The sequence below is a fragment of the Kluyvera sp. genome, from assembly GCF_047971185.1.
Lineage (GTDB): Bacteria > Pseudomonadota > Gammaproteobacteria > Enterobacterales > Enterobacteriaceae > Kluyvera.
Genome location: NZ_JBKDZH010000032.1, coordinates 85,615 through 105,173, shown reverse-complemented (window position 1 = coordinate 105,173; position 19,559 = coordinate 85,615). Strand labels below are relative to the sequence as shown.

The 19,559-nt window shown below is 55.9% G+C and carries 15 protein-coding genes; 12 read left to right on the top strand and 3 right to left on the bottom strand.

Annotation, left to right across the window (positions count from 1 at the left end):
• Nucleotides 1-190 precede the first annotated feature (190 nt).
• The 5 genes from ACK5JN_RS08080 (at nt 191) to ACK5JN_RS08060 (ending at nt 7,676) form a co-directional block, all read left to right on the top strand.
• Nucleotides 191-1,636 carry a TolC family outer membrane protein gene (locus ACK5JN_RS08080; RefSeq protein WP_416869682.1) on the top strand — a complete coding sequence of 482 codons (1,446 nt, stop codon included), beginning with the start codon at nt 191-193 and terminating at the stop codon, nt 1,634-1,636.
• Nucleotides 1,633-3,810: a type I secretion system permease/ATPase gene (locus tag ACK5JN_RS08075; protein ID WP_416869681.1), complete on the top strand. Its 2,178-nt coding sequence runs from the start codon at nt 1,633-1,635 to the stop codon at nt 3,808-3,810. Before ACK5JN_RS08080 ends, ACK5JN_RS08075 begins: the two co-directional genes overlap by 4 nt.
• Complete coding sequence (locus tag ACK5JN_RS08070) at nt 3,791-5,047, top strand: HlyD family efflux transporter periplasmic adaptor subunit (protein WP_416869680.1); 1,257 nt, start codon at nt 3,791-3,793, stop codon at nt 5,045-5,047. Before ACK5JN_RS08075 ends, ACK5JN_RS08070 begins: the two co-directional genes overlap by 20 nt.
• 132 nt (nt 5,048-5,179) lie before the next feature.
• Nucleotides 5,180-6,199, top strand: a complete 1,020-nt coding sequence (ompA, locus tag ACK5JN_RS08065; RefSeq protein WP_416869679.1) for a porin OmpA — start codon at nt 5,180-5,182, stop codon at nt 6,197-6,199.
• A gap of 607 nt (nt 6,200-6,806) precedes the next feature.
• Complete coding sequence (locus ACK5JN_RS08060) at nt 6,807-7,676, top strand: hypothetical protein (RefSeq protein WP_416869678.1); 870 nt, start codon at nt 6,807-6,809, stop codon at nt 7,674-7,676.
• Here ACK5JN_RS08060 and ACK5JN_RS08055 read toward each other — a convergent pair.
• Nucleotides 7,673-8,764, bottom strand: a complete 1,092-nt coding sequence (locus tag ACK5JN_RS08055) for a GGDEF domain-containing protein (RefSeq protein WP_416869677.1) — start codon at nt 8,762-8,764, stop codon at nt 7,673-7,675. The genes ACK5JN_RS08060 and ACK5JN_RS08055 overlap by 4 nt on opposite strands.
• Nucleotides 8,765-9,101: 337 nt before the next feature.
• Here ACK5JN_RS08055 and ACK5JN_RS08050 point away from each other — a divergent pair, with 337 nt between their 5' ends.
• The 7 genes from ACK5JN_RS08050 to ansP all read left to right on the top strand — a co-directional run bounded on the left by ACK5JN_RS08050 (nt 9,102) and on the right by ansP (nt 16,902).
• Nucleotides 9,102-10,208, top strand: coding sequence for a BamA/TamA family outer membrane protein (locus tag ACK5JN_RS08050; protein WP_416869676.1), 1,107 nt, complete (start codon nt 9,102-9,104; stop codon nt 10,206-10,208).
• Nucleotides 10,209-10,237: 29 nt separating this feature from the next.
• The gene (locus ACK5JN_RS08045; RefSeq protein WP_416869675.1) at nt 10,238-11,176 is read left to right on the top strand and encodes a hypothetical protein; all 939 of its coding nucleotides are present in this window, start codon (nt 10,238-10,240) and stop codon (nt 11,174-11,176) included.
• Complete coding sequence (locus tag ACK5JN_RS08040; protein ID WP_416869674.1) at nt 11,176-12,306, top strand: BamA/TamA family outer membrane protein; 1,131 nt, start codon at nt 11,176-11,178, stop codon at nt 12,304-12,306. Before ACK5JN_RS08045 ends, ACK5JN_RS08040 begins: the two co-directional genes overlap by 1 nt.
• A complete protein-coding gene (locus ACK5JN_RS08035; protein ID WP_416869673.1) occupies nt 12,306-13,412 on the top strand; it encodes a DUF4056 domain-containing protein in 1,107 nt (368 codons plus the stop codon). Before ACK5JN_RS08040 ends, ACK5JN_RS08035 begins: the two co-directional genes overlap by 1 nt.
• 114 nt (nt 13,413-13,526) lie before the next feature.
• Nucleotides 13,527-14,213, top strand: coding sequence for a hypothetical protein (locus ACK5JN_RS08030; protein ID WP_416869672.1), 687 nt, complete (start codon nt 13,527-13,529; stop codon nt 14,211-14,213).
• A gap of 231 nt (nt 14,214-14,444) precedes the next feature.
• The gene (locus ACK5JN_RS08025) at nt 14,445-15,038 is read left to right on the top strand and encodes a transporter (RefSeq protein ID WP_416869671.1); all 594 of its coding nucleotides are present in this window, start codon (nt 14,445-14,447) and stop codon (nt 15,036-15,038) included.
• Between the two features lie 421 nt (nt 15,039-15,459).
• Nucleotides 15,460-16,902 carry an L-asparagine permease gene (ansP, locus tag ACK5JN_RS08020; RefSeq protein ID WP_416869670.1) on the top strand — a complete coding sequence of 481 codons (1,443 nt, stop codon included), beginning with the start codon at nt 15,460-15,462 and terminating at the stop codon, nt 16,900-16,902.
• 43 nt (nt 16,903-16,945) lie between these two features.
• Here the strand turns inward: ansP and ACK5JN_RS08015 are convergent, their stop codons facing one another.
• Nucleotides 16,946-18,268, bottom strand: a complete 1,323-nt coding sequence (locus ACK5JN_RS08015; RefSeq protein WP_416869669.1) for an OprD family outer membrane porin — start codon at nt 18,266-18,268, stop codon at nt 16,946-16,948.
• A gap of 62 nt (nt 18,269-18,330) precedes the next feature.
• Nucleotides 18,331-19,119: a histidine phosphatase family protein gene (locus ACK5JN_RS08010; protein WP_416869668.1), complete on the bottom strand. Its 789-nt coding sequence runs from the start codon at nt 19,117-19,119 to the stop codon at nt 18,331-18,333.
• Nucleotides 19,120-19,559: the final 440 nt, after the last annotated feature.

Below are 19,559 nucleotides of genomic sequence, written 5' to 3'. Positions count from 1 at the left end.
CGCCGTTGCCCCGTTGTCTGACGGGGTAACGGCTGTCGCATCAGGACGGCACGACCTCAGGAGCAGGACCCTCCGACCCGCTTATTTCCCTATGGAAGGGACATCGCTGCGGGGCGGATATTCATCAATAGTCATCAAAAAATAGAAACGGCCACTCAGGTCAATATAGTGATTATATTGGGGATGTTGTATGGGAACGCGAGGCGGTAAAGGCACGACACTTCTTTGGTTAGCGGTTTGTATTCAGCCACTGCTGTTGCCCGATGCCGGGGCGGCGTGGGGGCGTTCAGAGAGCGAAACCGCCAGACAGATCAATCCGCAAAATATCGCCGCGGGCGATCAATTACCCGATCTGCGTGGACGCGATCCTGGCCTTGCCGCCAGCGCAACGCCGCCCGCCAGTATGACCATCAACCAGGCGGTGCAGCGCGCCGTCCAGTGGTATCCGGATATTGGTACCGAAGCCGGAAAACTGCTCAGCACCGCGCAGAAAATTGACGTCGCGCGCGCCAAATACTATCCGCAAATCAGCGGCGGCCTGAATAACGGCGTCACCAACAGCTATTCCAACCACGGCAACGTGCCCTCGGTGGTGCTGTCGTTGTCCCAGATGCTCTATGACTTTGGCCTGACCGACAGCGCGGTGCGGGAGGCCAACGCAGCGGTGGCCGGCCAGCAGGCCGTCGTACTGCTGAGCATTGATAAAGTGGCGCACGATACCGCCGCGGCGCTGGTCCAGGTGCAGGGTTATCAGGAACTGGTGTCGATTGCCGAAGAACAGCTGAGCTCGCTGCAACAGCTGGGTAGGTTAGCCAACGAACGCAACAGCGAAGGGGCCAGCTCGCTGTCCGACGTGGTGCAAACCGACGCGCGTATCGAAGGCGCGCGGGCGACGCTGGCGCAGTATCAGGCCAATCTTGAACGCTGGCGCGCCACGCTGTCGACCTATCTGGGCTGGAACAAGATTGATACGGTGAGTAATGCCTTCCCGCAAACGCTGGGGAAATCCTGCAGCGTGGCGAGCGTTGATGACCAGCTCGTACCGTCGGTGCTGGAGGCGCGGGCGCGGGTAAACCAGGCGGCGGCCCAGCTGGCGGGGGCGGAAGCGCAGATGAAACCGACCATCTCGCTGGAGTCGGACGTCACGCACTATTTAAACGATCGCTACGCCAACAGCGACCAGCTGGATCGCACCCAATATTCGGCCTACGTGCGGGTGAAAATGCCGATTTATCAGGGCGGCGGGCTGAGCGCCAATCGCGATGCCGCGCAGTACAGCCTGGATGCCGCGACCACGGCGGTACGCAGCGCCCAGCTGCAGGTTCGCCAGCAGCTCAGCGCGGCGCAGAGCGCGGCGGTCAGCCTCCAGCAGGCGCTGCAAATTCAGGCCCGCCAGCAGATCCTGACGCAAAAGACCCGCGAACTGTATCAACAGCAGTACCTCGACCTCGGCTCGCGGCCGTTCCTGGATGTGCTCAACGCCGAGCAGGAGGTCTACCAGGCGCGCTTTACCCAGCAGGAAACCGAAAGCCAGCTGCGTACTCTCCAGCTTGATTGCCTGTACAACACCGGGCTAACCCGCCAGCAGTTTGCGCTCAATAACCAATCCATTCAGGGTGTGGAGATCCAACCATGACCGGGAAAAGCCATATGGCCGAGCAGGAGACGCTGGACGCCCGCGCGCTCAGCGATTGGGTGGCCGTCATTAGCCAGGTGGCGACGCACTATCGCCTGTCATTTTCCCCCGGCGGCCTCCAGGCGATGGCGCGCTGGCAGCTCGGTAAGCCGCTGAGCGTGGCCTTAAATAATATGGCGCGCCACGTCGGGCTCACCGCCAGACGGCTGCATGAAAAACGGGATGACGTCTCCGGCTGGCGGCTGCCGCTGGTGGTGCAGCTGAAGGAAGGGCAGATTGGGATCATTCACAGCTTCGACGGCAAAAACAACGTCGGCGTCAGCTTTACCCGCGATGCCAACCTGATTGTGACCCAGCCGCTGGCCGACCTGCTTGAGAACATTCAGGTGGTGGTCGCTTTTCGCCCGGCGTCGATGGCTCGCGATAGCCGCACCGAAGAGTATCTGGCGGACTTTAATCCCGGCTGGCTGAATCAGCTGGTGATGGTCAAGAGTAAACCCTACGCGCACGTCATGCTGGCGTCGCTGGTAATCAACGTGCTGTCGATGGCCGGGATTATTTTCTCCATGCAGGTCTATGACCGGGTGATCCCCGCCCAGTCCTACCCGACGCTGTACGTGCTGTTTATCGGGGTACTGATCGCCGTGGCTTTTGGCTTTGCCATGCGTCTGATGCGTAGCCACGTCAGCGACATTCTCGGCAAGCAGGCCGATATGCGTATTTCCGACCGGGTGTTTGGCCACGCGCTGCGCTTAAGAACCCACGTGGTGCCGCGCTCGACCGGCAGCTTTATCTCCCAGCTGCGCGAGCTGGAGTCGATTCGTGAAATGGTCACCTCGACCACCGTTTCGGTTATCGCCGATCTGCCGTTCTTTTTCCTGTTCTTACTGGTGATGGTCATTATCGCCCCGCAGCTGGCGTGGATCCCGCCGGTGGCGGCGCTGGTGATGATCGCCCCCGGGCTGCTGCTGCAAAAAAGACTGGCGGATCTGGCCAACGAGAACGTCAAAGAGTCGACGCTGCGCAACGCGGTGCTGGTGGAAAGCGTGCAGGGGCTGGAAGATATCAAGCTGATGCAGGCGGAAAACCGCTTCCTGCAACAGTGGAATAGCTATATTCGCATCACCGCCCAGACCGGGATGAAAAGCCGCCGCTTGACGCAGGGGCTGCTGGCCTGGGGCAACACCATTCAGGGGCTGGTGTATGCGGTGGTGATCGTGGTGGGGGCGCCCATGGTGATCGGCGGCGACATGACCACCGGGGCCATCGTGGCGGCCTCTCAACTCTCTTCGCGGATGATCGCCCCGATGGCGGCGCTGTGCGGGGTGCTGGCGCGCTGGCAGCAGGCGAAGGCGGCGAAAGGCGGCATTGATAGCATCATGCAGCTGCCGGTGGAAAACGGCGGCGATTCCCAGCGCCTGCACCGGGACGTGCTGCACGGCCACTATCAGTTTACCGATACCGCCTTCCGCTATCGCCAGGACTCGCCGATGGTCCCCTTGCGGGTGGCAAAACTGGAAATCACCGCCGGAGAACGTATCGCCGTGCTGGGGCGCAACGGTGCCGGAAAATCGACCTTCCTGCAGGCGCTGATCGGCGGCGTGCCGCTGGAACAGGGCGAGCTGCGGCTCGATTCGCTGAGCCTGCCGCATATTGACGTTGCCGACCTGCGGCGTAACACCGGGCTGATGACCCAGAACGCCCGGCTGTTTCACGGCACTCTGCGCGACAACCTGACGCTGGGTGCGCCGCAGGCGCGCGATGACGAAATCATTGCCGCCCTCGAAATGTGCGGTGCCGACGTGCTGGTGCGTAAACTTCCTCACGGCCTCGATCACGTGGTGATGGAAGGCGGGCTGGGGCTTTCCGGCGGGCAGCGCCAGTCGCTCCTGCTCGCGCGCTTGATGCTGCGTGACCCGAATATCGTGCTGCTTGATGAACCGACCGCCTCGCTTGACGAGCATACCGAGCGCGATTTCCTCGAGCGGCTGCAACACTGGCTGGCCGGTCGCACCCTGATTATTGCCACCCACCGCAGCGCGGTGCTGTCGGTGGTTGACCGGGTGCTGGTGCTGAAGGACGGCGCGCTGGTGATGGATATGCCAAAAGATAAGGCGATGGCGTCAAGAAGCACGGCCGATGCGGAGGTGAACCATGAAAGACGACCAGCCTGAAACCGCGGTGATGATCGCCGAGGAAGCGCCGATCCCGACGCCTGCCAACGCTCAGCCGCTGAACTGGAACGGCGATCGCGGCGAAAACGACGCGGATAACCAAAGCCTGGCGAAGTCCGGGCGGATCGTCACGTTGTGCACGCTATTGCTGCTGGTGGCCTGGGGATGGGCGTCATTCAGCACGCTGGATGAAGTCTCTACCGGCACCGGCAAGGTGATCCCCAGCTCCCGTGAACAGGTGCTGCAATCGCTGGACGGCGGTATCCTGGTGGCGCTGAACGTGCGGGAAGGGCAGCGGGTGGAGGCCGGTGAAGTGGTGGCGCGTCTCGATCCCACGCGTTCGCAATCTAACGTTGGCGAAAGCGTGGCGCGCTATCAGGCGGCGCTGGCGGCCAGCGCGCGGCTCTCAGCGGAGGTTAACGAACTGCCGCTGACCTTTCCGCCAGAGTTGAACAGCGCACCGCAGCTGGTGGCTTCCGAAACCCGGTTGTATAAGCTGAGACGCAGCCAGTTCACCGACTCCAAAGCGCGGGTGGCGGATTCGCTGTCGGCGGTGGATCGCGAGCTGGCGATCACGCGGCGGCTGGCGAAAACCGGCGCGGCGAGCAACGTTGAAGTGCTGCGGCTGGAGCGCCAGCGCTCCGATCTCCAGCTCAAAATTCTCGACCTGCGCTCGCAGTATCTGGTGCAGGCGCGCGAAGAGCTGGCCAAAGCCACGGCGGAGGCGGCATCGCTGGCTGAAATCATCCGCGGCCGGACCGACAGCGTCACCCGCATGACGGTGCGTTCCCCGGTCAAAGGTATCGTCAAAAAAATTAAAGTGAATACCCTCGGTGGGGTGATCCCGCCAAACGGCGAGCTGATGGAGATTGTCCCGCGCGACGACCATCTGCTGATCGAAACGCGGCTGTCACCGCGCGATATCGCGTTTATTCATCCGGATCAGACCGCGCTGGTGAAGATAACGGCCTATGACTATGCCATTTACGGCAGCCTGAAAGGGGTGGTCGACAGTATTTCACCCGATACGATTCAGGATGAGGCTAAGCCCGAAGTGTATTACTATCGGGTATTTATCCGTACCGAGCATGATTATCTGCAAAACAAAGCCGGTAAACGTTTCAATATTGTGCCGGGGATGATCGCCAACGTGGATATTAAAACCGGTGAGAAGACGGTGATGGATTATCTGGTCAAGCCGTTTAATAAGGTGAAGGAAGCGTTGAGGGAGCGCTAAGCTATTATTCTGGCGACAAATAGCTGTCCAAAAATAAACAAAAAATCGATTATCAGCGTCGTGTAAAAATTCTATTGTAGCGCCACTTTCACTCAGGCCACTGATTGACGGTGCGCCAATAATAGGAACGTTATGAAGAAGACGCTGATTACATTCATTATCGCGAATGCGCTAACCGCCACCACCGCTTTTGCGGCAGCGGATGCCGGCACCTGGTATACCGGCGGCAAATTTGGCTGGTCACACTATTTTGATACCAGCACCACGCCGCGGGCCAACGTCGGTTTTGACCGCGATAACGTCGGCGGCGGCGTATTTACCGGCTACCAGATTAACCCGTGGCTGGCGGTGGAAGGCGGCTACGATTATTTAGGTAACATGCAGATCAACGGCAAACATGGCGCGTCCGGCTCCCAGATGAAGAGCCAGGGTTTACAGCTGTCGCTGAAAGCCAGCTACGGATTAACCGACAGTTGGGATCTGTATGGCCGCGCTGGGGCAATGGGCTATCGCGCAGAATCGGATATTAAAGGCCATAACCGCTTTGAAACCGGCGTTCGTCCGCTGGTGGCGGTGGGCACCGAGTATGCCTTTAATAAAAACTGGGCCGGCCGACTGGAGTATCAGTGGGTCAGCAACGTGGGTAATGAAAACCAGATTGGTATCAGCAGCGACGTCAGCTCGGTCACCGCCGGTATCTCTTACCGCTTTGGTCAGCACGATGACGCCCCGGTCGTCGGGCCGGTTGTCGCACCGGCACCGGCCCCTGAAGCGCAGCGTTTTAACCTGAAATCTGACGTGATGTTTGGCTATGACTCCGCGGCGTTAACCGCTGAAGGCAAAGCGGCTATCGCGCAGCTGTATCAGAGCCCGGGCCTCCAACCCGCGTCCGGCAAGACGACCGTGGTGATTGGCTACAGCGATCGTACCGGCGCGGCTGACTATAACCACCAGCTGTCGGCGCAGCGTGCGCAGGCCGTCGCGGATGAACTGGTGGCGCTAGGTATGCCAGCGGCGAACATCAGCGCTGAAGGCCACGGTGCCAGCAATTCGGTGACCGGCGCTCAGTGCGACGGCCAGTCGGGCCAGCAGCTCATTAACTGCCTGGCACCCGACCGCCACGTGGTGGTTGAGATAACCGATAAACACTAATCATTGGATTAAAAAAAGCCTCCTCATATTGCAATGAGGAGGCTTTTTTCACTCATAGACGATGGTATTTAAAGAGTCGCTGAGCTTTCTTAAACCTGAAATATTACGTTGCTCCAGGTAATGATTATTTATCAGTTTGATTTTATCCAGCTTACTCAGTGAATTATAAACCTGATGCATTGACATCCTGTAAAAACTCTTGTTTTAAATAGAAAGACAGATGTTCAATCGTGCATCGGTTATCATAATGTAAATAGTTAAAGCTGATTTTATTGGGTGGCAAATCTTGCGGATGGTTTTGAACGATGGGAACCTGCAATGAATCAATTTTTCGTAAGATACTACGGCCTGACTTTTTTCGCGGGATTAGCGCCCCGGACAAGATTAGTTTGTGGAGTTTTCGCATTACAATACCTATGTGAACGTGTAGGCTGTATTTATTAACATTAATCAGGCCGGGAGCCTATTTTTTATTTGTTTATAAAAAAACTACCGTTGCAACTCTGTAATATTTATTTTTGGACAATAATAGCATCCGCCAGGTTTGACTCTATTATGGCGCGTTACTATTTTTAGTATCTGTAAACATTACCGCTAGAGGTACCTTATGTTTGTCGAATCCTGGCTGGAAAAAATTAAAGTAAAAATGTGGCAACGATTTTTGCCGATGTTCGTCGTTCAAAATGGCAATAACGGCGAGTCTTACGATTACTATGGCGTTTATTTTTCGGATGTGAATCAGGATAAGTATCAGCTGATCGCGTCCCGGGGTAATACCGCGGTGCTGGAAAAATGGAGCCCGGAACAGCGCGCATACACCGGCAAACTCAACGCTACGATCGGTAAACTTGAGCGCATGAACGTGGAAATCATCCACTGGCGTAAACAGGGGCCGATGCGATTTGACTCCATTGCGCGCTTTTATGCCAACTACTTTACGCGCTTTGCGTACGTGAAAAACCTGCTGCGCCGAACCAAAAGCAAAATGTTTTCCCTGCGTTCAGAGAATAAAGAGATGACCGGGCTGGACCGGATTATGCTGTTGAAGCTGCTGATTAACGACTATGTTCATCAGTCAGCGGAAAAAACGCATACCGGCGTTACCTTACACGAAGTGATTGATTTGCTTTACGAAACGCTGTGGTATCAGCATATCAAAAACGAAGAGTTTCGCCGCAAGACCCAGCTGCTGCTGCAATCGCTGGTGATGACCGAAGACCTGAAGCGTCAGGAGGATCGTTACTTTATTGAAGGGAAAGCGATCTCAACGATCGTCACCTGGGAAAATGAAGCGCAACGCGCCCGGCAGCAGCAGAGAATTCAGCAGAATATTCATCGCCTGATGCTGATTATTACCGCCTCGACGTTAATGATTACCCTCGCCATCCTGGCGCAGGCGGGGATTGTGGACCTGCATCGCCTGTGGGAACGTATCACCCAGCTTAACCCGCTGCGCCTGATGCTGAAGCTGATTTAACGGGCAAATGACACGCGGTTGCGCCCGGCCTGCTTAGCCTTATACAGTTCTTTATCCGCTTTTTCCGCTAATGCCTCCAGGGAGTCCCGTTCTCTCCACGGCGCGACGCCGAAGCTGGCGGTCAGATAGGCCGATATTTGTGACCCCTTGTGCGGGATGTTCGCCGCAGCAATGCTCTTACGAATGCGTTCGGCAATGTTCACCGCATCCTCTAACTGATGGCAGCGGGTCAGAATCACAAACTCTTCCCCCCCGAAGCGAAAGGCGGTATCCGACGACTGGCGTAAGGAATGGGTAATGCACTGGGCGGCGCTGACCAGGCAGGTATCGCCCGCGACATGCCCGTACAGATCGTTGTATTGTTTGAAAAAATCGATATCCATGATGATCATAAATAGCTTGTCTCCGGAGAGGGCGATCAGCCGGGTATTGTCGGCAAAATGGGGCGCCAGGCTGCCCTTATTAAACAACCCGGTTAATGCATCACGGTGCGCCAGACGCGTAAGCTTTTTAATTAACATGTTTTTCGCGTATTCGCTTTTTTGGGTACGCAGATACCATTCCAGCAGAATGTAGCGTGCGGTGATCACCACCAAAAAAATAATAATGGAGCCGGAAATTTGCAGAAAATGGAATTTCTCAAATGCTGCCAGCTCGCTCAACAACATCGAGCCGGCGATGGGCGCGCTGAAGAGCAGCAGCAGCCTGCCGGAAATATAGAAGGAGATGGTGGCCGGAAGCAGGATAATGATCAGCAGCGAAAGCGACAGCGCCGGGGTGTTATAGTGCTTCACCATCAGGAAAAACAGCCCGGCCCACAGCAGGCCTAAAATCAGCACCTGTACCGGGAGCATCCTCGCAATTTGCTCCCGCTTGATGGCATATCGCAGCAATAGACCGATCAGTGAGAAGCATACCGTCACCAGACACAGTGCGTTGAGCGTATCGCTGTAGATAAAATTGACGGCGTTGAGCAGATTACCGAGCAGCAGCCACAGACAGAAAACGATGTTTAGCGTGAGAAACCAGATATAGCCCCATGAGTTGACAATATCGAGATTTTGCTTATTCCCAGTAAGCGTCTTCATCATTTTCCTTACTCAATCGATGCAGCGGTATTTATTGGATTGTATAAATATAAACAGGTCCTGGCGCAATCGCTAACTTTTGATTTCCTTATAAATTCAATAATAAATATAAAATGACTACAAAAAAATTATCATCCTGTTAGCCTAGTGACCCGCCGCCAATCGCGCACGAATAATTGGCTGAGGGGAGTCAGCGCCGTTGATGTTCGGGCCAGCTTGAATTAACCAAAGTCTGGTCTAAGCTCAAAAGAGCTTGGGGCACAGACGGCGTTTCGCGCTGATAAATAACAATAATTACGTATTCTGGGTGATGCTGATGGCGCGACTGCGGCGGTGGATGATATTGCTATTATCTTTGGCACTTTGCCCGGTCGAAGCCTCCACTCTTTTCGATCCTGAAGATGGCATGCTCGACATGAGCCGCTACCTGCAGGATAACCCCTACGGTTTTCTTCCCGTCCCCGTGGTGATTACCGAACCGGCTATCGGCTACGGCGGTGGGCTATTCGGCCTGTTTTTACACGGTAAGGGGAAGGTGGCTAACGGCCGCTATACCCCTCCGGCGATAAGCGCCTTTGGCGGCGGCGGTACGGAAAACGGCAGCTGGTTTGTCGGCGGCGGGCACCGACGCACCTGGCAGGACGACCATATTCGCTACCTTGTCGCCGGCGGATATGCCGATATTAATCTGGATATTTATACCGGCGACGTGGCGGGGTTTGGCCATAACCGGGCGGTTAATACCGCCACTCAGGGCTACGGCGGGATGCAAAAACTGCTGTTTCGTCCTGGCGATACGCCGCTGTTTCTCGGCGCGTCGCAGTTCTGGGCCCGAATGGATATCTCCGCCAAAAATAATCCGCTGATCGATCGCGCCTGGCGGCGAGTGCTGGGGGACAGCAGTGTTTCCTCGAGCTTTGGCGTGGTGGCGGAATATGACACCACTAATAACTTCTTCTGGCCGTCGGAGGGCATCTCGCTAAGCGGTGAGTATCAATTTTACGGCAGCGCGCTGGGCGGCGACTACCGCTATGACCTGCTGACGCTGGACGGCAAATTTTTCATCCCGCTTAGCCAAACCTGGACGCTCTCTCTGGCGGGGAATTATCAAACGCTGTCGCATCAGGATAACCATTTGCCGCCGATGGCGCGGCCCTATATCGCGCTGCGCGGTATCTCCCGCTATCGCTATCAGGGCGATGAAGTTAGCACCGTCCAGACGCAGCTTGCCTGGCAGGTTACGCCGCGCTGGATAGTGCAGGGGTTTATCGGCGCAGGCAGCGCGGCTGACAGCCGCGCGGATCTGTACCGTAGCGCCGAAGTGGCGTGGGGCACCGGGTTCCGCTATCTGATTGCGCGTGAATATGGTTTACGCACCGGCATAGATGTGGCCTTTAGCGACAATGAACAGGCCGTCTATTTCAACGTGGGCTCGGGGCTGTAAACGGGCTTGAACGCATGGGAAAAGAAACGATGAGATGCCTATATACCGTGGTGCCGTTACTGTTGTTCTCCGGCATGGCCGCCGCAGCCGAGACCGAGCACAGCACTTTTCCCATCTGGGGCGACGAGGCGCGGGCGCGCGGGTATGCCATTCCGCTACCGTTTGGCGTCAACGTCAACTATATGAATATGCGCCAGAACATTGACGTTCAGAGCATCAGCTTCTCCGGTCTGGCATTAGGCAACCATCCTATTCCGGTAGATATGTTTGATATCGACGCCGGACACACGCGTGAGCAAAGCAAAACCGAAACGCTGCGCCTGGATATGTGGGTATTCCCATTTCTCAACGTGTACGGGCTGGTGGGGCATTCTCGCGGCTCGTCGGTATCGAACGTCTCCGTCAATGCGGATCCATCGCTCTACCGCGGTCTGGATCGCGTTATCGCCGGATCCGTGCATCGGCTGTACGAGAGCGGGCAGCTACAGAATATCGACTTTACCCTGGATTTCAAAGGCACCACCTGGGGAACCGGCATTACCCTGGCCGGAGGCTACCAGAACTGGTTTGCGCTGGTGGATACCAACTATACGCGCACCGATTTCGACATTCTGGACGGCAAAATCTCGGCGCTGACGGTCTCTCCCCGCGTGGGCTATCGCTTCAGCTTCGAGGGGCCAGCAGGTCCATCGCACCTGAGCGTCTGGCTGGGCAGCATGTATCAGAATGTGCAGCAGGAGTTTAAAGGCAGCCTGGAAGACCTGAAGATGCCCGCTACGCTTCAGCCGTTGATTAATGCGGTAAACCAGAATGGCGATGGGCGGTTTGCGGTAAAGCAGCGCCTGACCTCGCCGTGGAATATGTTGATCGGTACGCAGTATGAAATTACGCCGCGCTTTAATCTCCTGACCGAGATTGGGTTTAACCAGCGCAACAGCTTTTTCATTGCCGGTGAATATCGCTTCTGATGGACTGCGGCCGCCTGTTGCTGACCAGCACGCTGATGCTGATGGCCCTGCCATCAGCGGCGGTATCGCTCGACCAGAAATCGGTAGATGAATTGCTTTTATCGCTGGGTGCGGATAACCAGTACGATCCCGCCAAAGGCATCAACTGGAGCGTGCTACCGGGGCCTTTTTATACTCCTGAGCTGAAGCTGGGGCTGGGAATGGCCGTCGCCGGGCTGTACCGCGTCGATCCTCACGATCGCAGCACGCAGAACTCCTCGCTTTCCTTTACCGGTTTCATCAGCGCCAGCGGCGCGCTGGGGCTGGGGGTAAATAACTACACTTTTTTTACCGACGACCGCTGGCGACTGTTTGTTGACGGCTCGATAACCAAAGTGCCAACGGGCTTCTGGGGAATCGGTTATGATGCGGCGCAGGGGAGCGCGCAGGACTACACCAATAATTCAGTACGCCTGCGTCCGGTGCTGATGCGCGAAGTGGCCGACAGCCTCTATCTGGGAGCCGGGTGGGATTTCTCCTCCCTGCAGGCCAGCGTCGACTCACCGTATGCGGGCGATCGATTCTCCCGCTACGGCGCGTCGACCTCGCCGCTCTCCTCGGGGGCGACGCTCAGCCTGAACTATGACTCGCGTGACGTGGTGACCCGCCCGGAGCACGGGCAGTTTTTTAAAGCCGAGTACACCTGGTTCGATCCTTCCGTCGGCTCAGACAGCCACTTTACCGCTACCGAGCTGCAATATAACTACTATCACCTGCTGAATGAAAAAGCGGTGCTGGCGTTCGATCTCTGGGGGCGCTTCACCCGCGGCGACGTTCCCTGGGATATGCTGTCGATGGCCGGCGACGATCGCCGACTGCGCGGCTATTATCAGGGGCGCTATCGCGATAACGACGTGGTCAGCGGGCAGGTGGAATATCGACGCAAGATGAACTGGCGTCACGGCTACGTCCTGTGGCTGGGGGCTGGCGCGCTGGGCAGCGACGTCAGCGATCTGGGCCATCATCCACTGCTGCCCACATCGGGCGTGGGCTACCGTTTTGAGGTTAAACCGGCCATGAATATTCGATTGGATTTGGGTTTTGGTAAAGAGAGCGCCGGGTTTTATTTCCAGGTGGCGGAGGCATTCTGATGGTGAAATGGCTATTGCTGCTAACCCTTGTGGCCACCGGCGTACAGGCCCGTGACGCGGTCTTTCCCGTCCAGCGAGCGGGGAAAATCGCGCCGGTGGCCGCGCACCTATCGCCGCCGGAATCGCTGCGCCCCTGCTGCGCCTTTGGCCATGACCTGCATGTCCGGGCCGTGGGCGTACCGGTGCCTTTTTACCAGATTGGCAACGTGCTGACGCTAGACACGCTGGGTCATCATCGCTACAACGATAGCGCGCTGGGGGCGGTGAAAAACCTGCTCGGGATCAGCGATGAACAGGATGGGCTGGTTTATACCCATCGCGGCGGATTTATTGATATTGCCCACGTGCGCGATACGGCGGACAACACCTTTTTCATCTTCAGCCAGATCTACCCGAAGCTGGGCCAACGCTGGCGCTATTTTTACAGCAACGAGCTGGGCGTGCGTCGCTTACAGCTGAACGCATTTACGCCGCCTGCCGCGATGGCCCAGCGCTACACGCTGGCGGCGTGGCTTTCCGGGCATCTGGCCTTTGAACTGGCCCAGTGGCATGAAATTGCCCAGTGGTACGGTTTTCAGTCCGTCCCGGGCTTTTCGGAGGAAATTTCGGCATTTTCACCGGAAGATCTCTACTCCAATCTGCTGGGCGCGCGGATCGCGATAACGGTGATATTGCAGGGCAAGGCCCACTCCGTGGAGGCGTTCAACGCCGCTATCACCGACGAGCTGCACCGCGTGCTGCTGGCGCTGGAAGTGGCGACAAAAAGTGAAACGGAGCAGAAATTTCACCAGCTCGACGGCGACTGGTGGAACAGCAAGCGCCGGGTGCCGGATAAGTTCCTGGTGCTGAAGCGCAACTACAATCTGGACAATAATCGCCTGCCTACGCCGGTTTCTTATGAAAAAACCGCGCCGTATATGCTGACGATGCCGAAGGTGGTGGCGGGGTATCAGCTGTCGCGTCTGGGGGCGCTACAAATTTATCCCGGCGACGATATGCAGCGGCTGCCGTCCCCCGAATCCTACTATGGTCCGACCCAGTTTCAGGGGCTTGCCGATAAAGCGCAGGCGGCTGATAAAGTGCAGCTGGAGCGGATTCAGAAGTAATGTCGCGATAAACGCCGCGTTTTACCGTCAGGGTGTGTAAATTGCCTTTATTTATCAGATGGTCAGATTATTCTTTTTATCACCTTACCATCCGCGACAAAGGAAAGGACGCAGATGCACACCCTGATTCGGGTTTCGGCCCTTTTCACCCTCTTAACGCCGCTTATCGCGCAGGCAGCGCCAGCGGCGCAGACCGATTATTTCCAGCGCATTAGCTTTCATGCGCCGAGTACGCCCGGTTTTCGCACGGCCAGTATTCTGAGCGCCGGGTTTACCGGTGCCACCGTGACTATGAGCAGCAACCACGAGGCGCTGAATCTCAATGACGTCGACTTTAGTTTCAACCATCGCTGGCTGGCCATTGACGCACACCGGGAAGGGCGCGTCACGCTGCGGATGATAAGACAGCCGCTGGCGCACGAAAGGGAAGGGACGTTGACGCTGCATAACCGCAAAACCGGTAATACTCAGCGTTACGATTTTACGGTGGCAACCTGGCTTATCGGCGACGGGACGATCGACGATAACTTTACGCAGGCCCGCGAACGCTGCGCACGACAGGGCGGTCGGCTGCTGACTACCCGCGAACTGCGGGACGTGTCGCGCAAATGGTTTGGCTTCAGTAAAGGCAATTTGCGCACCATGTATCCGCAGGCCACGCTGTTCAACGCGCAGGCCAGAGCCGGCGGCAGCTTCTGGGTACACGAAGCGAAGGCCCTGTATCTGCATACCGGCATCAAAAGCCCCGAGCGTGGGATCAACACCATTTGCCGTTACCAGTACGACACTCAGGCAACGTGAAGACGGCGTACGCCAGTTGACCCTACCGCCGCCCGAATGGCTTGCATGTTGTGCTAAAGGCGGCGCTTAGCCATCTCACCCATTAATTTCTCTAACCTGTTTATTCCGCAGATATAATCACGATGCTTTAGCGCAATAAATGCTAAATAGCGTGGCTATGTGGCACAGATGGATAAGTTGCCAGATTATTCTTACTATAAAATAAAGTTTTAATAAAATGCTGTGATTTTTATGATTTTAGTTAGCTTATTTTTGCGCGTGCTATTTTTAGCTCTGGCGGTGGTGGTTGTCGTACTTTGCCTGCATGTTGATGTCAATATATTCCAAAACGGTCTGTCGGAAGATTCAATGACCGAGATCGTTCAGGAGTGTATCCTCTTTGCGATTATCGTGATTCACCTGATTCGCGCATGGAAAAATAGCGCAGCACGGCAGTGTAATATCCTGATCGCCGGTTTTTTCCTCGCCATGCTCATCCGTGAACTGGATGCGGTATTCGACCTTATCCACCACGGCAGCTGGCTGTGGTTCGCGCTGGCATCAAGCCTGGTCACGATCTACTTCGCCTGTCGCCAGCCGCAGCGGGTGCTGGCGCAGTTGGACGAATATACCACCACGCCGTCGTATGGATTAATGATCGCCGGGCTGCTGGCAATACTGATCTTTTCGCGTCTGTTTGGCATGTCGATACTCTGGCATTCTATTTTGCAGGATGGCTATGTCCGCATCGTCAAGAATATGGTGGAAGAGGGCAGCGAACTGTTTGGTTATATTGTTTGCCTGATGGCCTCGATCAATATTCTACCGGCACGTCGGGTTTCCTGACGCGGAATATTTGTTTCCGCAAAATAATTGGCGCTGGGATTTAATTCCTGGGCTGATTGACTATTCTTGCATAAACGCTCCTGACCAGGGGCGTTTTTTCATCAAGATAGTCTACAGCGCGTGGAAGTTATTATTCCGCCGTCACCGGGCGCTATTTTATTGCTCTCCCGATACTTCCCTTTGTGCTGCGCGAGCGGCAGATAAAATCCCTTTCCTCACCACCGGTGACGCCCGCTTTATGCGCCATGACGGCGGTTAACCCCCGCGTATGTTTTGCACCGCTTATTAATTGCAGGTAGGATGCTTCGCGGCGGTTTTATCCCTACAGAGAATGACGGGAAAAATCGCGTGGGTCGTCGCGGCTGGCGTTCCGTTTGCGGCGGCCTGAAGCCTTCCTAAACTCAGACAGGTAACAGGGAAAATGGAAACACAAAACACACAAGTCGCGGAGCAACACGCGGCGAAAAGACGCTGGCTGAACGCCCACGAAGAGGGGTATCACAAGGCCATGGGTAACCGCCAGGTGCAGATGATTGCCATCGGCGGCGCAATTGGTACCGGCCTGTTCCTCGGCGCCGGCGCGCGTCTGCAAATGGCGGGGCCGGCGCTGGCGCTGGTGTACCTGGTTTGCGGTATTTTCTCGTTCTTCATTCTGCGCGCGCTGGGCGAGCTGGTGCTGCATCGGCCTTCCAGCGGCAGCTTCGTCTCCTACGCCCGTGAATTTCTCGGTGAAAAGGCCGCCTACGTGGCGGGCTGGATGTACTTTATCAACTGGGCGATGACCGGCATCGTCGACATCACCGCGGTGGCGCTGTACATGCACTACTGGGGCGCGTTTGGCGACGTCCCGCAGTGGGTCTTCGCGCTCGGCGCGCTGGCGGTGGTCGGCACCATGAACATGATTGGCGTGAAGTGGTTCGCCGAAATGGAGTTCTGGTTTGCGCTGGTCAAAGTGCTGGCTATCGTGGTGTTCCTCGTGGTGGGTACCGTCTATCTGGGCAGCGGTAAACCGCTGGACGGCAATGCGACCGGCTTCCATCTGATTACCGACAACGGCGGCTTCTTCCCGCACGGCCTGCTGCCAGCGCTGGTGCTGGTGCAGGGGGTGGTGTTTGCGTTTGCCTCCATTGAGCTGGTGGGCACCGCCGCCGGGGAGTGTAAAGATCCGCAGACCATGGTGCCGCGGGCGATCAACAGCGTGATCTGGCGTATCGGTCTGTTCTACGTCGGTTCCGTGGTGCTGCTGGTGCTGCTGCTGCCGTGGAACGCCTATCAGGCGGGGCAAAGTCCGTTCGTTACCTTCTTCTCGAAGCTGGGCGTGCCGTACATCGGCAGTATCATGAATATCGTGGTGTTGACCGCGGCGCTCTCCAGCCTGAACTCCGGCCTGTACTGCACCGGGCGCATCCTGCGCTCGATGGCGATGGGCGGCTCGGCGCCGAAATTTATGAGCAAAATGAGCCGCCAGCAGGTGCCGTATGCGGGCATTATGGCCACTTTGGTGGTTTACGTGGTGGGGGTGTTCCTCAACTATCTGGTGCCGTCTCAGGTGTTTGAGATTGTCCTGAACTTCGCGTCGCTAGGGATTATCGCGTCGTGGGGCTTTATCATGATTTGCCAGCTGCGCCTCCGCAAGGCCATTAAAGAGGGCAAAGCCGCTGACGTTAGCTTTAAGCTGCCGGGCGCGCCGTTCACCTCCTGGCTGACGCTGCTGTTTCTGCTCAGCGTGCTGGTGCTGATGGCGTTTGACTATCCGAACGGCACCTACACCATCGGCTCGCTGCCGCTGATTGCCATTCTGCTGGTCGCCGGCTGGTTTGGCGTACGCAAACGGGTGGCGGAAATTCACAGTACCGCGCCGTAACCTGCCTGACAGGCCTGATAGTTCGCTATCAGGCCTGTTTCCCTTAGAACATGCGGAATCGGTACTCAACGATCGCTTCAGACGACAGGGTGTGCGTTCGCGTATAGCGACCGTCGGTCAGCACCGGCGTTTTACCACTGGTTTTATACGACCAGCCTGGGCCAAACATCAGCCACACCGTGAGGTTTTTCATCGGCGGTGCGGAAGGCGCCCAGCGCGTAAAGGCGCTAATTTCGCCGGTGCGCACGTGGTTACCTTTGTAGTTGAACTGCGCGATATTTCCCGCCAGCCCGACGGCCAGATCCGGCGTGAGTTGATAGTCAGAAATATTCGCCAGCACCAGTTCGCCGTCCCGCATATAGTCATCACCCGCGTAGGCCATTGAGATAAACGTGCCGCGTGAGTTTTTACTCATATGACGGGGATAAAACCCCACCTCATTCTCTTTTTTCGCACTGGTGTAGCCCACGCCCCATTTTGTGCTCCAGCGGTCGGCCTGCCAGGTCGCATCAGCGGCGAAATGCCATGCATTATGATCGAAATCGCGCTTGCTGGCGGGCATCGCCAGATAGTTATCCAGCGCCTCGGTCGCGTAGATTTGCGTGCCGATTTTCAGCCGTTCAACGGGCCGCAGTTGGCTAAACAGCAGATGGCGACGCAGATAATTTTCGCTTTCGCCATAGCCGTATTGCAGGCTGAATGGTTGGCTATTCCACAGCAGCTCGCCGCTCGCCAGATGGTTAATCTTTTCCCCGGTATTGGTCTGGAACTGTTTTTTATCCGGCGAGTTACGGTCGATCGCGTTTTCGACATAGGCACCACGGATCGTCAGATGCTCATAGCTGACGCCACCGCTAATGCCTGAGTAGGTCGTGGGTGAAAGGCGGTTGGAAGTTGAGATGACGCCGTAGTTTTTTAACACCTGCCAGCCCCAGCGCGCGTTCAGCTGGGCATCGGCGAGATTATATTTCAGTTTAATATTACGTTGGCCAAATTTTGAATATCCTTCAGCGTTGCTTTTTTTATTGCCATCGCCGTTATTATAAAGTACGCCACGCGAGTTAAAATAATCGCTGGCACCTAATTTTACCGCGCCATAATAAACAGCATCCACGCCAATAAAATTGGCAAAGTAGCCGGATTGATAATCAACCGCCACGCCCTGACCCCAGGCATTATGTACGCGTTTGGGGTTGGCATTCTCTTCTTTCAGATATTTCCAGTAGTTCTTCAATGAGAGCGTCATGGAAGCATCAGTGAAAAAGGGGTTCGCCAGATAATTTTTTTCGTTTTGCGCTTCGGCAGCCCATACCGACGTGTGATAGCCCAGCATTAGCATTGCTGCTGCCAGTGTTTTTATTTTCATGTGTTATCCCAGAATGGAACCGCGGGGGATGGAATCCCGCGGTATTATCAATATGCGTATTATTATTGATCCTTCAGGCGCTGTTTCCCGGCCTCGACGTATTGCAATGTGCCAATTTCCGGTACGCTATAATGGCCATTTTTATAGATGATTTTGACCACCGCCGCGTTAGCCAGCGGTTTATTCTTATCTGGCGAATCAGTGAGGTCGGAAATCATAATTTGCATCGATGTTCCCGACGAGATGGCCAGCACGTTTTTCTCGCCGTTAGCCTGCGCCTGTTTAACGATCGTCGCCAGCGCGGCTTGGGTGCGCGTTTTCACCTGAGCATAATTTTCCGCCAGCCCTTTAGGATCGGCCTTCGCCAGCGCATCCTGCGACGCCTTCACCGGCAGCGTTCCCGCCTTCATTGCCTGGAACAGCGCAGCGCTATCGGCCAGCCCCAGCGCCTGCGCCCCGGCTTGCGCCATATCTTTATTGAAGCCGCCCTCAAAGCCGCCGAAGAAGGCTTCGCGCAGACCGGAGAGTTCGTTGAGGTGGTAATCGGTAATCCCCATTTGCTTGAGGATCACCGCCATGGTTTCACGTTGACGGCCCGCGTCGCTGGAGTAGTAGCTGTCGAATTGAATACCTTTCAACCCTTCGCCCAGATAGCGGGCGACCCTGACGCCGTCTTCGGTCAGCGGGGTATCGGCCCAGCCCTGAACGCGATCGAAGGTATTAAATAACGTTTTACCGTGACGGGCAAAATAGACGGTGACCGTATCATCATGCGCTGAGGCGGCGGTATCTGCCGCAGAACAGGTCGCCGCACCGGCGAGCGCGAGTAAAGCAATCAACCACTTTATCATTGGGTATCCTTTTTATTTTTTTAATAAAACAAAAAACCCGCGCCCCTTCTCAATCATTAAAATAGCATGCTTGAGAAATGACGCAGGTTTTGCCTGTTTAAAACAGTAACAATCCAGTTTTGCCGGACAATAGCACCATCGATATCGAATGGCAGCAATTATTTTTCTTCTGAATTATATTTGTGATCGTCTTCAAGTCTTTCTTGCTGATATTCCTGGGTGACTTTTGAATTTCAATACCAATGAAGGGGTAGTTTCACGGCGAAATTAAATGTGGTGGCTGAAGGCCATATTTATAACGGGGTTTTTTGATATTGCTCACAGAAAGAGAATAGGGTGTCTGGACGTTACGCATCGTAAGCGGTATTTTTTCAGCCATATCAGGATTGCTACTGAAATAAGGCAAAACCTAAGACACTTGTTGCTCCGCATGGGCGACA

Bases quoted from the DNA above. Each gene is read 5' to 3' on its own strand.
- ACK5JN_RS08025 (WP_416869671.1), top strand. From the start codon at position 14,445: ATGATTTTAGTTAGCTTATTTTTGCGCGTGCTATTTTTAGCTCTGGCG.
- ACK5JN_RS08075 (WP_416869681.1), top strand. From the start codon at position 1,633: ATGACCGGGAAAAGCCATATGGCCGAGCAGGAGACGCTGGACGCCCGC.
- ACK5JN_RS08050 (WP_416869676.1), top strand. From the start codon at position 9,102: ATGATATTGCTATTATCTTTGGCACTTTGCCCGGTCGAAGCCTCCACT.
- ACK5JN_RS08080 (WP_416869682.1), top strand. From the start codon at position 191: ATGGGAACGCGAGGCGGTAAAGGCACGACACTTCTTTGGTTAGCGGTT.
- ansP (WP_416869670.1), top strand. From the start codon at position 15,460: ATGGAAACACAAAACACACAAGTCGCGGAGCAACACGCGGCGAAAAGA.
- ACK5JN_RS08045 (WP_416869675.1), top strand. From the start codon at position 10,238: ATGAGATGCCTATATACCGTGGTGCCGTTACTGTTGTTCTCCGGCATG.
- ACK5JN_RS08010 (WP_416869668.1), bottom strand. From the start codon at position 19,119: ATGATAAAGTGGTTGATTGCTTTACTCGCGCTCGCCGGTGCGGCGACC.
- ACK5JN_RS08015 (WP_416869669.1), bottom strand. From the start codon at position 18,268: ATGAAAATAAAAACACTGGCAGCAGCAATGCTAATGCTGGGCTATCAC.
- ACK5JN_RS08040 (WP_416869674.1), top strand. From the start codon at position 11,176: ATGGACTGCGGCCGCCTGTTGCTGACCAGCACGCTGATGCTGATGGCC.
- ACK5JN_RS08060 (WP_416869678.1), top strand. From the start codon at position 6,807: ATGTTTGTCGAATCCTGGCTGGAAAAAATTAAAGTAAAAATGTGGCAA.
- ACK5JN_RS08030 (WP_416869672.1), top strand. From the start codon at position 13,527: ATGCACACCCTGATTCGGGTTTCGGCCCTTTTCACCCTCTTAACGCCG.
- ACK5JN_RS08055 (WP_416869677.1), bottom strand. From the start codon at position 8,764: ATGAAGACGCTTACTGGGAATAAGCAAAATCTCGATATTGTCAACTCA.
- ompA (WP_416869679.1), top strand. From the start codon at position 5,180: ATGAAGAAGACGCTGATTACATTCATTATCGCGAATGCGCTAACCGCC.
- ACK5JN_RS08070 (WP_416869680.1), top strand. From the start codon at position 3,791: ATGAAAGACGACCAGCCTGAAACCGCGGTGATGATCGCCGAGGAAGCG.
- ACK5JN_RS08035 (WP_416869673.1), top strand. From the start codon at position 12,306: ATGGTGAAATGGCTATTGCTGCTAACCCTTGTGGCCACCGGCGTACAG.